Annotated in this window: 13 protein-coding genes; 4 read left to right on the forward strand and 9 right to left on the reverse strand. The window is 59.5% G+C overall.

Features of this window, described 5'->3' with window-relative positions:
* Positions 1–74: 74 nt before the first annotated feature.
* Positions 75–2,240: a malate synthase G gene (locus tag PAF17_RS07655; protein ID WP_271888510.1), complete on the reverse strand. Its 2,166-nt coding sequence runs from the start codon at positions 2,238–2,240 to the stop codon at positions 75–77.
* Between the two features lie 226 nt (positions 2,241–2,466).
* On the reverse strand, positions 2,467–3,654 hold the full coding sequence (locus tag PAF17_RS07660) for a phytanoyl-CoA dioxygenase family protein (protein ID WP_271888511.1): 1,188 nt from the start codon (positions 3,652–3,654) through the stop codon (positions 2,467–2,469).
* 94 nt (positions 3,655–3,748) lie between these two features.
* On the opposite strand from PAF17_RS07660, the gene PAF17_RS07665 reads away from it, so the two are divergent.
* The 3 genes from PAF17_RS07665 (at position 3,749) to PAF17_RS07675 (ending at position 5,996) form a co-directional block, all read left to right on the forward strand.
* Positions 3,749–4,783, forward strand: coding sequence for a LacI family DNA-binding transcriptional regulator (locus PAF17_RS07665; protein ID WP_271888512.1), 1,035 nt, complete (start codon positions 3,749–3,751; stop codon positions 4,781–4,783).
* 348 nt (positions 4,784–5,131) lie between these two features.
* A complete protein-coding gene (locus tag PAF17_RS07670) occupies positions 5,132–5,326 on the forward strand; it encodes a hypothetical protein (RefSeq protein ID WP_271888513.1) in 195 nt (64 codons plus the stop codon).
* Between the two features lie 178 nt (positions 5,327–5,504).
* A complete protein-coding gene (locus tag PAF17_RS07675; RefSeq protein ID WP_271888514.1) occupies positions 5,505–5,996 on the forward strand; it encodes a hypothetical protein in 492 nt (163 codons plus the stop codon).
* An 81-nt stretch (positions 5,997–6,077) separates the two neighbouring features.
* On the opposite strand, the gene PAF17_RS07680 is transcribed toward PAF17_RS07675, so the two are convergent.
* The 4 genes from PAF17_RS07680 to PAF17_RS07695 all read right to left on the reverse strand — a co-directional run bounded on the left by PAF17_RS07680 (position 6,078) and on the right by PAF17_RS07695 (position 10,888).
* Positions 6,078–6,830 (reverse strand): heme ABC transporter ATP-binding protein, encoded by a 753-nt coding sequence (locus PAF17_RS07680; RefSeq protein ID WP_271888515.1) that lies wholly within the window; start codon positions 6,828–6,830, stop codon positions 6,078–6,080.
* On the reverse strand, positions 6,827–7,909 hold the full coding sequence (locus PAF17_RS07685; RefSeq protein ID WP_271888516.1) for a FecCD family ABC transporter permease: 1,083 nt from the start codon (positions 7,907–7,909) through the stop codon (positions 6,827–6,829). Before PAF17_RS07685 ends, PAF17_RS07680 begins: the two co-directional genes overlap by 4 nt.
* Positions 7,906–8,802 carry an ABC transporter substrate-binding protein gene (locus PAF17_RS07690; RefSeq protein WP_271888517.1) on the reverse strand — a complete coding sequence of 299 codons (897 nt, stop codon included), beginning with the start codon at positions 8,800–8,802 and terminating at the stop codon, positions 7,906–7,908. The genes PAF17_RS07685 and PAF17_RS07690 overlap by 4 nt, the downstream gene beginning before the upstream one ends.
* Positions 8,803–8,878: 76 nt before the next feature.
* Positions 8,879–10,888, reverse strand: a complete 2,010-nt coding sequence (locus tag PAF17_RS07695) for a TonB-dependent receptor domain-containing protein (RefSeq protein ID WP_271888518.1) — start codon at positions 10,886–10,888, stop codon at positions 8,879–8,881.
* Between the two features lie 266 nt (positions 10,889–11,154).
* On the opposite strand from PAF17_RS07695, the gene PAF17_RS07700 reads away from it, so the two are divergent.
* Positions 11,155–11,955, forward strand: coding sequence for an enoyl-CoA hydratase (locus PAF17_RS07700; protein ID WP_271888567.1), 801 nt, complete (start codon positions 11,155–11,157; stop codon positions 11,953–11,955).
* A gap of 84 nt (positions 11,956–12,039) precedes the next feature.
* Here the strand turns inward: PAF17_RS07700 and PAF17_RS07705 are convergent, their stop codons facing one another.
* From PAF17_RS07705 to PAF17_RS07715, 3 genes are all read right to left on the reverse strand, one after another.
* Positions 12,040–12,756: an SDR family NAD(P)-dependent oxidoreductase gene (locus PAF17_RS07705; protein ID WP_271888519.1), complete on the reverse strand. Its 717-nt coding sequence runs from the start codon at positions 12,754–12,756 to the stop codon at positions 12,040–12,042.
* 93 nt (positions 12,757–12,849) lie between these two features.
* Positions 12,850–13,533: a fumarylacetoacetate hydrolase family protein gene (locus tag PAF17_RS07710; RefSeq protein ID WP_271888520.1), complete on the reverse strand. Its 684-nt coding sequence runs from the start codon at positions 13,531–13,533 to the stop codon at positions 12,850–12,852.
* A gap of 96 nt (positions 13,534–13,629) precedes the next feature.
* Positions 13,630–14,397 carry a DeoR/GlpR family DNA-binding transcription regulator gene (locus tag PAF17_RS07715; RefSeq protein WP_271888521.1) on the reverse strand — a complete coding sequence of 256 codons (768 nt, stop codon included), beginning with the start codon at positions 14,395–14,397 and terminating at the stop codon, positions 13,630–13,632.
* Positions 14,398–14,549: the final 152 nt, after the last annotated feature.

Below are 14,549 nucleotides of genomic sequence, written 5' to 3' on the forward strand. Positions count from 1 at the left end.
GAAAGATTTGAAAATATGCGTGGCGTTGTCGGAAAAGATGAAAGCGGCGGTGAGACCCGCCGCTTTCCCGATTATCAGCCCGGCTGCCCGGCCTTCAGTTCCAGCCTGCGGGCATGAAGCACTGGCTCGGTATAGCCGGAAGGCTGCGCGCGCCCTTCAAAGACCAGATCGCAGGCGGCCTTATAGGCGATGCTGTCGAATTCCGGGGCCATCGGGCGATAAAGCGGGTCATCGGCATTCTGGCGGTCAACGACGGCGGCCATCTGCTGCATGATCTCGGCCACCATCTGGCGGCTGACCACGCCGTGATGCAGCCAGTTTGCGATATGCTGGGCCGAGATGCGGCAGGTCGCGCGATCTTCCATCAGGCCGACATTGTTGATGTCGGGCACTTTCGAGCATCCGACCCCTTGGTCGATCCAGCGCACGACATAGCCAAGAATGCCCTGGGCGTTGTTCTCGACCTCGCGCCGGATCTGCTCGGGTGTCCATTTCCGATAGGCGGCAAGCGGGATGTCCAGCAGCGATTCCACATAGGCCCGCCGCCCGTTTCGCGCCAGATCGGCCTGCACCGCCGCAACATTCACCTTGTGGTAATGCGTCGCATGCAGCGTGGCTGCGGTCGGGCTGGGCACCCAGGCGCAATTCGCGCCGGCGCGCGGATGCTCGATCTTTTGTTCCAACATGGCTGCCATCTTGTCGGGGATGGCCCACATGCCTTTGCCAATCTGCGCCTTGCCGGACAGGCCGCATTCCAGCCCGATATCGACATTCTGGTTTTCATAGGCCGTGATCCAGCCCTTGCGCTTGATGAAATCCTTGCGGCTGAAGGGGCCGGCCTCCATCGAGGTGTGGATCTCGTCACCGGTGCGATCCAGAAAGCCCGTGTTGATAAAACAAACGCGATGTTTGGCCGCGCGGATGCATTCCTTCAGGTTGACGCTGGTGCGACGTTCTTCATCCATGATGCCCAGCTTGACGGTGTATTCCGGCAATCCCAGCGCGCGCTCCACGTCGCCGAAGATCTCGTCGGCAAAGGCGACTTCGGCGGGGCCGTGCATCTTGGGCTTGACGACATAGACCGAACCGCTGACCGAATTACGCGGGCCTTGCGTCTTGTTCAGGTCATGCATCGCGATCAGAACCGAGATCACGGCATCCATCAATCCCTCAAAGGCCTCGTTGCCATTTCGGTCCAGAATGGCCGGATTGGTCATCAGGTGGCCGACATTGCGCACCAGCAGCAATGAGCGCCCCTTCAGGTCCAGCGCAGCCCCATCTGCACCGACAAAACCGCGATCACCATTCAGGCGGCGAGTGATCCGCTTTTCGCCCTTGTCGAAGGTTTCCTGCAGATCGCCACGCATCAGCCCCAGCCAGTTGCGATAGGCCAGCACCTTGTCTTCCGCATCGACACAGGCCACTGAATCCTCGAGGTCTATGATTGCCGACATTGCCGATTCCAGGACCACATCCGCAAGGCCCGAAGGCGACGCCGCGCCAATGGGATGTGTGTTGTCAAAGACCAGCTCGACATGCAGGCCGTTGTTGCGCAACAAGACCGAACGCGGGTTTTCGGCTTCGCCCAGATAACCGACAAATGAGGTGGGGTCTTTCAGCGCGGCACCGTCGATCTCTAGCGCGCCATCCACGATGCGATAGCTTGCCGCCTTTGCATGGCTGGTGGATTCGACCGGGAAAACCTCGTCCAGGAAAACGGCGGCCCGCGCCACCACCCTTGCGCCCCGGCCATCATCAAACTTGCCGCCGGGGGCCGGCGCACCCATCGCATCGGTGCCGTAAAGGCAATCATACAGGCTGCCCCAACGCGCATTCGCCGCATTCAGGACGAAACGGGCATTCGTCGAGGGCACGACCAATTGCGGCCCCGCAACCGTGGCGATTTCGGGGTCGACATTGGCCGTTTCGATCGAGAAATCCCCGCCTTCGGGGACGATATACCCGATCTCTTCCAGGAACGTCTTATAGGCCACGCGGTCATGCGGCTGGTCACGATTGGCAAGATGCCAGTCATCGATTTTCGCCTGAATGTCCTGGCGTGTTTGCAACAGGGCGCGGTTCTTGTCCGAGAACTTGTGCACGATTTCCGACAAGGCTGCCCAGATCTGATCCGGTGAAACATCCAGCCCTTTGAGAACTTCGTCTTCGACAAAGCGTTGCAGGCCCTTGTCGATTTTCAGGTCGTTCAGGACGGCGTAATCCGCATTCGGGTTTTGCATCATGTCTTCCTTGGCGGGGCAGCGTGGCGCACTGGGTGGTATACGGTGGTGTACAATCAAAGATATTTGTCGGGTTCTAGCAGATTTCAGCGCGGAAACCGTTCTGAAATTCAGAAAAGACTTTCAAAAAAACCTTGATGTGTCGACCGGTATTCAGGCGTGACCCAATTGGAGAATGCGCGATGCAGGGCAGCATGGCACCGAAAGGACGGTGCCATGCCCGTCCTCAATGCGAGCGTTTGCGCGAGTTTTGTTCAGAGATTTCGCGTTCAAGCCGCGCAAGGTCCCAGTTTTCGGCAAGCGCCTGGCGCAGGATGTGTTGCTGGCTTGGCGGCGCCATTCCCGACAATGGGGAATCGATGTCCAGATTTGCCGGGAAAGGGTAGCCTTCCGCCGCGGCCGCCACGACATTGTCCGCCTCGCGCGGCGTAAGGGCCCCGGTTTCCAGAAATTGCATCAGGTCGGAATAAATCGCCAAAGAGATGCGGCTGCGATCCACGATTTCAATCGAGCGACCATAGGCAGAACCGATCTGCATCAGGTTGGCAAATCGCTGGATGTCGCTGCTGTGGTTTTCACCGGCGGCGTGGAAGGTTGCCGGGTTGAAAAACAGCATGTCTCCTTTCTTCAGGGGCAGTTGCACATAGCGGGCTTCGAACATTTCGCGGAAGTGGGGCAACAATACAGCAAGATAGCCGGGCAGATAGCTTTGCGAGTAAGGCAGCAACTTCGTCGGGCCGCTGTTCAGGGGCATGTCGCTATGGGCGACGGCGCCTTGAAGGGTCAATGACGCCGAAAGCATGTGTTGCGAAGCCGGATAGCCTTTCAGCGTTTCGACATCCTGAAAGCCCATGTGATAGTCGCGATGAACCGTTTGCGATTTGCCACCCGGTCGCACGACATTTACCTGTGTGGTGATCTGATACCCGGAACCCAGCCAGGCCTCACTGACGCGCCTGACCAATTCATTGGCATTGTACCGCACGAACAGTTCGGGTGCCTTGAGGGCCAGTTTTTCATGCGCGTTCCAGATGCGGCTGTTGGCACCCGCAGAGGCGAAATGATCACCTTTGCCCGCCGCGCCTGCTTCTTCTTCGGCAATGATCGCGCCAAGCGCATCGGTGACTGCATCAAGCAATGCAGGATCGTCAAAGCCATTGCGGATCGCGATGATGCCCGGGCCGTTCTCGAAGGCGCGATTCCATTCGGCCATTACTGCGCGCGCCCTGGTTTCGTCACCCATCGCCCGCCGCATGGCATCGCCGTCATAGATGGGGATGTTGCTGGCGATTTCCACGGCGTTCGGATAGTGGTCGGCGCGTGTTTCCTGCGCGATGTGGCGCTCGAACTCTGCAATATCGCAGCTCTGGTCGTCGAGCCAGACCGGTTTGTGAACGCTGTTCTGATCAAGCATGGTCTCTCCTCCTGATTTGATTTCCTCTGATCTCAGGTTAGGGTCGCGATCTGCATCCGTCGTCCGCCAGATCCATCAGAAATCCATCAGCAAGATGAGCCATCGTTTTCCGATCAAAGAAATCGCCCGTCAGGCCGGGCTAAGTACCGCGACGGTCGATCGGGCGCTGAATCAGCGCGCAGGCATTCGCCACCAGACCGCGAACCGCGTTGAGGCCGCGATCCGGCAGTTGGAGGCACAGGAAGCCCAGCTTGCGATGGCGGGGCGCAAACTGATGATCGATCTTCTGGTCGAAGCGCCGGTCGCCTTTCTGAATGAACTGCAAGACGCCGTGACCCAGGAATTGCCGTTGATCCAGACCGCGATTTTCAGAGTCCGCAGCGATCTGCGTGCCAGTTTCGCGCCAGATGCGATGTCGGCGTCATTGCGGCGTGCGGCGCGGTTGAAAAGCGATGGGGTCATCGTCATGGCACCCGATACCGCCATCCTGCGCGAGGCGGTCAACCAACTGGTCGCCGAGGGGATCCCCGTGGTCACGCTTGCGACGGATATGCCGGTTACCGGGCGCGCGGCCTATGTCGGACTGGACAATTTCAACGCGGGTCAGACCGCCGCCTGGCTGATCCGCAAATGGTGCCCGCCGGCCGCGCCGCAACGCGTATTGGTCACCAAGCGCAACGAAGCCTTTCACGGCGAAACCGACCGCGAGAAAGGTTTTCGTGCCGCGATGGCGCAGGATTGGCCGGATGCCCAGATCGTCACCATGGTGCAAGGCAGCGATGGTCCGGCCTTTTCCCACCGGGTTGCGGATGGGTTGGCGGCCCATCCCGTGGCGGCGGTCTATTCGATTGGCGGATGGAACCGACCTATCCTTGATGAGCTGAACGCCAGGGGCATGCGACGGCCGTTGTGGATCGGCCATGATCTTGACCCGGAAAACCGCGCACTGCTGGCCAGTGAACGCATCGATGCCGTTATCTATCACGATCTGGCCGAGGATATTCGCCACGCCTGCCAATGTTTCATGTCGCTCCACAGCCGTGGCACGGTGCCAATGCCGGCCAAGGGTGCCGTATTGCGATTGATGCTGCCCCCAATGCTTGCTTGCGGTGAAGCTCAATCCGATTGATTCGTCTTGGCGATTCGGGCGGGCTTTGATCTGCTTCGGCGTAATATCCTGACAAATATGGTTATTTTCCCCAGGTATTTGCGTGGAAATTGGTGGTTTCGGGGGTGTTTGTGACGGCGGAGCCGCTTTCGTCGCCTGCGGCATTGGCATTTTCCCAATCCTTTCATTGGCTTGCCGGAAGCGCGCGATACCCTAAGAAATCAATCGGGTTTCATTACTGACGAAATGAGTCAACTAATTGAAAACGTTGAATTAAATATTGAAGATTAGACCGTTTCGGCTTAGAAGTCTGTTCATGAACAAAGGCGCCGGGCGTCATTGAAAATTCGAGAAACGGGAAACTTCAATATGAGCAGCCAGAACAATTGCAGCCAGTGCGCTTTCTTCGAGGATCACAAGGCGAACAACGCCGCACAGCTGGATGATGCCGGGCTGTGCCGTTTCAATCCGCCGGTGTCGCAGCCAAGCGCCGAAGGGCGCGGCCTGTGGCCTGTGGTCAATGAAAGCGATTGGTGCGGCCATTTTCAGGCCGATGCCGCATAAGATTGCGCCAGCAAGATTCAGGATCCAGTCAGGCAGCCACGACGCCACCCAGCCAGATCACTGAATCCAGCAAGCCTGCAATGAAAGGCCCGTTCGCATGCCGGACGGGCCTTTCCTGTTGTCATGGCGGCCGACGATTGGCCTTGATATAACCTGAGTAAAATAATAAGGTTTATGTATGGCCAGCCGAAACCAGCCCGCCGCACAACATCCCGAGGGCACGATGCTGAACCGAATTCTCCGCCGGCGTATCAGCCGGGAACGCCGATATGAAAACCTGGCCCGCTCTGAGGCGGGGGTATTGCGTATCGTCCGGCGTATTTTTCACAATCAGGCGCTGGTTGAAAATGACCAGATGCCGTTGGATCAGGCATTGCAGGTTGATCCGGGGGCGTTAGGGTCCGCGGTGCCGTTGCGCATGTTGCTGGTCATCAATGCGATGCGGCGGGCGCGGCACAGTTGTTTCACCTATGCCAATCCCTTCTGCCAATGCTGTCAGGGGCGTTTGACCAATGAGGAACGCCTGTTCATAGCGGTGTTTCGTGCCTGTATGCACGAACAGACTTCATTGGCGCATGGTCATGCAATGGTTTTGTGCGAAGGTGGTGATACGCGCGATTTCCTGAAGCACATGCATCAGCTTGCCCGGGCGGTTGGCCGATCCCTTTAGTGACCGGTCAGGGAACCCTGACGGGCACCATAAATCCAAGCACTGTAGGGGTTCGGGCAGGGCAAAGGGTCGGGCAGGGGGTCAACATGTCAGCACCACCGGGCATTCGCGCAATGGATGGGGCATGACGCAGACATCCTGCCGATAGACCCGGCCAACCTGTTCCTGGGTCAATACTTCCCATGGGGTGCCGGTTGCGGCAATCGCTCCGTTGCACATCAGCACGATCCGGTCGGCATGAGCCGCCGCAAGATTGAGATCATGCAAGACCGCCAGAACCGTTGCACCGCCCCTTGCAAGATCGACCGCGGATTCCAGAACCTTTTCCTGATGGCGCAGATCAAGCGCCGCCGTGGGTTCATCGAGCAGAACGACAGGGCATTCCTGCACCAGAACCCGTGCAAATGTCGTGCGGGCCTGTTCGCCGCCCGACAATGTCTGGGCGTTGCGCCAAGCCATATGGGCCACTTCGGATTGCATCATGGCAGCTTCGATCGCGGCGGCATCCTGATTGGTGGGCAGGTCGCGAAACGCCCGCCCCATCGAGACAACCTCATGCACGTGATACCCGAAGCGGATCCCGGATCCCTGGGGAAAGACCGCGCGGATCTGTGCAAGATCGCGCACGCTGAACTTGCCGATGTTACGGTCCTGCAGAACAACCTCGCCCTGATCCGGTCTGACATCACCGGCAATGACCGAAAGCAGGGTTGATTTCCCGGCGCCATTCGGCCCGACCAATGCGGTGACCGTGCCCGGTTCGCAACTCAGGTTGACACGATCCAGCAGAATTTTCTCATCTGCCCGCAAGCTGATATTCCTCAGTTCGATCATGTGCCTTTTCCCTGCGCCCTTCCGGTCCAGATCATCCACAGGAAGAATGGCCCGCCCAGTGACCCCATGATCACCCCGATGGGAATTTCGTTCGGCGGGTCCATTGACCGCGCCACAAGATCGGCCAGCATCACCAACAATCCGCCGCCAATGGCTGAAAACGGTATCAGGCGGCGGTGCCCCGGCCCGATCAACAGGCGAAAAATATGGGGCACCACCAGCCCCACGAATCCGATCGTTCCGTTGAATGAAACCGCGGCCGCCACCAGCAACGCCGTGACAAAGATCAGTTTGCGCCGTAGTTTCGGCACATCGACGCCCAGATGTCGCGCCTGCCTTTCCCCCAACGCCAGCAGGTCAAGCTGTCGCGCCCAGATCATCAGCAGGACCATGCCTGCGATGGCCGGGCCTATGGTGATGCCGACGGTCAGCCATTTGGCGGTGGACAGCGATCCCATTGCCCAGAATGTCAGGCTTTGCAGTTGTTCGGCCGTGGCAAGATAGGTCAGGTATCCGGCGACTGAACCGCCAATTGCGTTGACGGCAATTCCAACAAGAAGCAATTGCGAACTGTCCGTCCCTTCGCGACCGGGGCGCGCCAGACCATAAATCAGGAAAGTCGTGCCTACTCCGGCAAGGAAGGCCCCGATCGGCAGGGTCCAGATGCCAAAGGTCGAAACTTGCAGGACAATGACCGCGATGGCCCCAAGCGAAGCGCCCGACGAAACCCCGACGATTCCGGGATCAGCCAGCGGGTTGCCGAACAGGCCCTGCATGGCTGCACCGCATGTGGCCAGGCTTGCCCCCACGATGATCGCGGTCACGCTGCGCGCCAGACGCAAATCCCAGACCACGGCCACATTCAATGCCGTATCCGCGTCCAGCGGTGCATCGGAAAATCGCGCGCCCAGGGCCGAAAGCACCTGTCCGAATTGCAGCGAGACCGGCCCGATGGCAATCGTTGCCAAAAAGACGGTGCCAAAGACGATGGCGATCACCGATCCGATCAGCCGGGTGTGGTCTCTGGGGCGGTGGGGTGTTGTGCCGAGGGTGTTGGCGATGCTGTTTGGGGTGGTCATGGAAACATCTCGACCAGTGCTTGTGCAAGGGCCAGGGTCGCCACGCCGCTGGAGGCCGCGTCCGCGCGGACATGCAGATCCCGCATGATGATCAGGTTGTTCGCGCGCCCCGCCGGGGTCAGGGCCAGCCCGGGATAGTCGTTCCAGATGTCGTCGATATTGCCGAAAGCGGGCAGCTCGGCCTGCGAGATCAGCACCACATCCGGCTGCATCAGGATGACCCCCTCTGGCGTTACCGAACGATAGCGGTCCATGCCGATTGCCGCCGCTGCGTTCTGGGCACCGACGCGCCGGATCAGATTGTCCACGCCCGTGCCGGCCCCGCCTGCGGAAAAGCTGCCGCCGGCGCCCTGTTTTGACACATGCAGGATCCTCAGCGGTCGTTCGGACCGGGTGATGGCTTGTGCCTTGGCAAAGCTTGACCGGATTTCATGGTTTAACTGTTCGCCGCGTGCGTCCAGTTCCAGCAGCCTGGCCATCCGCGTGACTTTTTCGGTGGCGGGCAAGCTGCGGTCGATCAGCTGATTGGGAATGCGGATGTCACTCAACCCTGCCAAAAGCTGCTCGAACCTTGCATTCGAGGCCACCACGACGCCAGGGCGCATGGATGCGATACCCTCGACCCCGGCATATTCGCGCATCTTGTGCGGGGTGTCTTCCAGTCCCGGCAGATCGACGGCTTCGGGGCGCGCAAGGATGCGATCTGCCGCCCCAAGCGCGACCGCGATCTCGACCAGATCTGCGCCCAACAGCACCAGATCGCGGCTCGAGTCCGGGTTTTGCGAGATGGCAACGGATCGTGGCAATGCCGGTTGATCGGCCAGATCGATGACGTCGGCCTGAGCCGGGGCGATCAGTAAGATGGCCCAGAGGGCGGTTGCGTAACGAAACATGGCGCTATCCTGTGCCGGCTCGATGGAAACGGTCTTTGTCGGGGCCGGCACTCGAGTCCGGCCCCGGTAATGCGGATCAGAACGTGCTTGTCAGGCCCAGATAGAATGCGCGACCATCATTATAGTTGGTCGTGCCAAAGGTCTTGTTGCCGACATTGTAGATCGCGGCATTCGCGGTCAGGTTCTGGCTGAACTGATAATCCATGCCGATATCAAGCAGCGTGTGGGCCTCGATGTAATCGTCGCTTTCGTCCTGGGTTTCGCTTCGGTACTGAGCGTTCGCCCAGGTGTAGATGCTGTCGGTTGCCTGCCAGCCCAGATCGACATTGATCACGTGGCGCGGGTTGTCATTGAAATTCTCGCCCTTGGCATCGCCCGAGGTGATCTCGCTGTCGGCATAGGTATAGTTCATTGCAACATCGACCGCGCCCAAGGTGAAATCGGCGGTCGCTTCGACCCCGCTCAGCTTGGCGCGGTCACGGTTGACATATTGCTGGATCCACAAATTGGTGCTGCCGTCCGGTCGCAACCCGCAATCGCCGTCGATATCGATGTCACAGACGGTTTCCCTGTCGATGCCGTTCTTGAACTCGGTGTGATAGGCGGTCAGGCCCAGCTGCACACCGCCCTGACTTTCCCAGACGGCCCCGATTTCATAGTTGGTCGTTTCCTCGGGCTTCAGATTCGTGTTGCCCTGATCTGTTCCACTTCCGCCACCGGCCGATTCAAAGATGTTGCTGTCCGCCTGTTTCAGCGTTGGCACGTTATATCCACCGCTGATACCGCCCTTGATGGTCAGGCTGGGGCTGGCGTGCCAGACACCATAGATGCGCGGTGTGAAATGGTCGCCATAGTTCTCGTTGTCATCATAGCGCAGCCCGAAGGTCGCGATCAGGTCGTCGGTGATGCTGAAATTGTCTTCACCGAACAATGCCCAGTTCCAGCGCGTCATTTCGGCCTCTGGGCGGGCGTTCTGGTCTTGCGGATTGGCAAGGAAGCGATCGAGGTCGTGAACGGTTTTTTCGTCGCGGTAATCCAGACCGACGGTGACCTCGTGCCGTCCAAACGACATGTTGGTCTTGGTGTTGAAGTTCAACATCTCATAGCCCGATACGTTGTCGCCATTGACGAAATCGGTGTCCTCGAAAGTCACATAAGAGGTCGTGTCAAAACCCGCACCCCAGCGCAGGTTATGCGTCACGCTGTAGTTCATGTTGTCGGCCTCGATGCCCCCGACGGAGCCATCTTCGGCAATGGTCGTGGTGTCGTTGTCGCTGCCGAGAATTTCGAACCGCAGATCCTGATCGCTGTTGATCACCCAGTCCATTCGTGCACCAAGCGACCGGCGCAAAAGATCCTGTTCCTGTGTCGCGATCGTCCCGCGCGATGAGTAACGCATGCGCGGCTTGTCGCGGTCATAGAATGATCCGAACAGGCTAAAGCCCAGGCGATCGTTGACCAGCGGCCCACTTAGATAAAAGCGCCCTTCCGAAGACTGGCCCAGATCGCTGTTCTCATAGCTGGTCGCGCCGATATTGATGCTGCCGGTCCATTCGTCCGAAACCGGTTTGGTGATGACATTGATCACCCCGCCCGAGGCCGCCGAACCGTAAAGCGAAGACATCGGCCCGCGAATGACTTCGATCCGTTCAATGGCTGCGGCCGGGGGCAGTTGTGTTTTGGCGAGCCCTGCGCCGAACCCGTTATAGGATGCCTCTTCCGAATTCCCCAACGGACGGCCATCCACCAGAATCAACACATATTCCTCGCCCAGACCACGGATCGAGATTTCATCGGCGCCCGAGCGGGAAGAAGGTGAGGATACGACAACGCCCGGCACATTGCGCACCGCGTCGGAAATGCTGGTGTAATGTCGTTCGGCGATTTCCTCGCCGTCGATGACGGTGATCGTGGCAGGCGCATCGGTGATCTGCTGGGCATAGCCGGTGGCCGTCAGGACAATTTCGTCCAGCGCCTGCGCATTGTCCTGGCCGGGATCATCCTGAGCGATGGCCGGCAGGGCGACGCCGCCCAGCAACATCGCCATCACCCCGATGGTCGTGATATGATTGATTTTGCTTGTCATCTCGGCACCCTCTTTTCCAACCGTTCGAAATCTGGCTAGCGAGGGCGCTGGCTGGCCTCGTTTAGGCATCGTCGTGTCGGTGACACTAGGGATCGGCGTGATAAATCTTGGTTCTGGGGGACTTTTCTGCGCTGTGTGATCTTTTTGCGACAGGCGGAGGTGGCCGGGGCCAACGTGCTTTCCCTGGCAGGGCCATCGGGTGTTCCCCTTGCGATTGTATCAGAAATCGACATCCTGCCGAGGTGATGCGCGAATTGGGGGGAACGATGGGCGGACAGGAGATTTTGCTGCAAGAACTGGACGGGGACGGCGTGCTGCGCGTAACGCTGAACGATGTGGCGCGGCGCAATGCATTGTCGGAAAGCATGTTGGGGCAATTGACGCGCGTGATGCAGGCCGCGTCGTCAGATCGGGCCGTTCGGGTCGTGGTGCTGGCCGCGAACGGGCCGGCCTTTTGCGCGGGTCACGACCTGAAGGAGCTTACGGCAGCACGGGCTGCCCCGGATCGCGGCCGTGAATATTTCGCGCGGATCATGTCAAGTTGCTCGGCGCTGATGCAGGCAATCCTGTCCTGCCCCAAGCCGGTCATTGCCGAGGTCAGTGGCGTGGCGACGGCCGCCGGCTGCCAGCTGGTGGCCAGTTGCGATCTGGCGATTGCGGATGAGGGGGCCAGTTTCAGCACGCCGGGGGTGCATATCGGACTGTTCTGTTCCACGCCGATGGTCGCATTGTCGCGCAATGTTGCCAGCAAACATGCCATGGAAATGTTGCTGACCGGCGACATGGTGCCCGCGGCCCGCGCCGCCGAGATGGGCCTGGTGAACCGGGTCGTGCCCAAAGGGGCGCTGCGTGATGCGACCATGGAAATGGCACGCAAGATCGCCGGGAAATCCAGCATGACGCTGGCAACGGGCAAGCGGGCATTTTATGAACAGCGCGACATGGCCATTGGTGAGGCATATGAATATGCAAGCAAGGTCATGGTCGACAACATGCTGGCCAGGGACGCCGAGGAAGGCATAAACGCCTTTATCGACAAGCGTGCGCCGCATTGGCAGGATTCCTGATCAGGGAAACCTGCACCGACAGGCGTTCCGGCGTCATCTTCAGGTATTGGCAAGTCGTGGATTCCGGTCAGGTCCGTGGCGGCATCACCAGGGTTCCTTGAACGGACGCAGATCCTGTTCAAAGGTCCAGGCGTTGCGGGGCTGGGCATGCAACTGCCAATAGGCCTCGGCGATATCATCGGGCCGCAATATGCCGTCCTGGCCGCGGGTTTCGAAGATGTCGGGAAACAGCTTCTTGGTTTCGGGGTTGTCGATCAGGCCGTCGATGATGACATGTCCCACATGGATGCCCCGTGGCCCCAATTCGCGCGCCATGCTTTCAGCCAGCGCGCGCAGCGCATGTTTGCCGCCCGCAAATGCGGCATAGCCCGCATTGCCGCGCAATGAGGCGGTTGCGCCGGTAAACAGGATGGTGCCGCGCCCGCGTTCCAGCATCGATGCCGAAACCTCGCGCCCGATCAGAAAGCCTGCCAGGGCACACATTTCCCAAACCTTACGATAAACCCGTGCGGTGGTCTCGGCGACGGGAAAACGCACGTTTCCACCGACATTGAACACGCATGCCGCGATTGGTCCGATGGATTCAGCCTGGGCGACCAGCTGTTTTACGGCCTCTTCGTCGCGCGCGTCCGAATGCAGGCCCGTGACCTGTCCCCCCGCATCGCGGATTTGTGCGGTCAACCCGTCAAGATTTCCGCGCCGTCGCGTGGCAACAACATGCAGTCCTTCGCGGGCAAAGCGGCGTGCAAGGGCGGCGCCAAGGCTGTCTCCGGCGCCGACGATCAGGGCAGTTTCGGTCACGACAACATCCTTTCAGGTCAAGCTGGTCGCAAATATCTGGCCTTTGATTGTCGGGCCGCGGGTGCGTCCGGGGGCGATGGTCCCGAGATGGTATCAGATGACGGCCACGTTCCAATCGCCAAGGCCCGCGATCGATGCGGTGAGCCTGTCGCCACGCTGAACCGGGCCGACGCCTGCCGGTGTCCCGGTCAGGATGATATCACCGGCGGCCAGTTCGAAGTATTTCGACAGGTAAGAAATGATTTCAGGCACTTTCCAGATCATTTGATCCAGATTCCCTGATTGTCGTCTCTGGCCATCTATGAGCAACTCGATTGGGCCTGTGGCAGGGTGGCCGACTGCGGTGACCGGCTGGATCGGCCCGATCGGTGCCGAATGTTCGAATGCCTTGCCGGTTTCCCAGGGGCGTCCGGCCTTTTTGGCCTGGCCTTGCAAATCCCGCCGCGTCATGTCCAGCGCGACAGCATAGCCAAACACATGATTCAGCGCGTCGGCCACGATGATGTCGCTGCCGCCGCTTTTCAGGGCCACTGCCAGCTCGACCTCGTGATGCACGTCGTTGCTGTTGCCTGGATAGGGAAAATTGCCCGACGGATCGAGATTGTCCGGGTTCTTCTGGAAGAAGAATGGAGGTTCGCGGTCGGGGTCATGCCCCATTTCGATGGCATGGGCCGCGAAGTTGCGCCCGATGCAATAGACACGGCGCACGGGAAACAGCGCTTTCTGACCGCGAACGGGCAAACCGATGACAGGCGGCGGTGAAAAGCAATAGGTCATGACGTTCTCCGGTGGCATCACATGTCTTGATTGCTAACTTTGCATCGCGATTTTCGCAATCTCTGGCTAACGCCGCCGATGCGCCAACGCGATCGGTCAAACCATGATCAATTCGCAACCCTGCGTGGTCAGCTCGTCCGCAAGCTTGCCAGATAGCATTCCGCCGGTGACCACGCGGTCCAGATCGTGCAGCCGCCCCCAGCGATGTGGCGCGCTGCGGTGCAGCTTGGCATGATCCATCACCAGAATACGTTGCCGACCTGCGGCGGATATGGCCTGCCGGGCACGGATCTCATCCAGGTTGAAGTCCAGAAGGGCGCCGTCCGGCGATACCCCTCCGACTGAAAAGATGGCATGATCAAAACGGATGCCGCCGAAAAACTCGCTGGCTTCTGCACCGATCAGGTCCAGATCGCGCAGCCGCAATTTTCCCCCTGCAAGTAGGACCGAAATGTCCTTGGCCATGCGCAAGGCCAGCACCACGTGAAGGTTGTTCGTGGCAACGGTCAGCCCCCGATGCCCCACCAATGCCCGTGCCACGGCCTCGACCGTAGTCCCCGTTCCCAACGCGACCGTCGCGCCATTGGGCACCATATCCGCAACTGCAGCGGCGATCCGGTTCTTTTCGTCGCGCGATACTTCAAGCCGGGGCTGATAGTCGATATTCTCGCCGCGGAGGATCAGGCTGGCACCACCATGGCGACGACGCACGATGCCCTGTTCGTCGAGGATCCGCAGGTCTGATCGCAGGGTCTGGACCGTGACACCCAGCATCTGGGACAGTGTGTTCGCCGAAAGCTCTCCATAGCTCGACAAGAGGTTGGCAATATGGTCGCGGCGGCGTGCGGCCTCGGTAATGGGCATTTTCGAACGAGCCTTTGTAATCTGCCTGGAAAAACTATTTGCTTCTGCCGTCTCGGTTCAAGAAATATAAATTTCACCAACATTCGTTGATCGTTATCGAATTGTCACATCCCGCGCGTAGGTAGCCGCCAAGGAAGCCGACTCGGTTTGTC

The sequence above is a fragment of the Paracoccus onchidii genome, from assembly GCF_028294535.1.
In the GTDB taxonomy this organism is placed as follows: Bacteria; Pseudomonadota; Alphaproteobacteria; order Rhodobacterales; family Rhodobacteraceae; genus Paracoccus; species Paracoccus onchidii.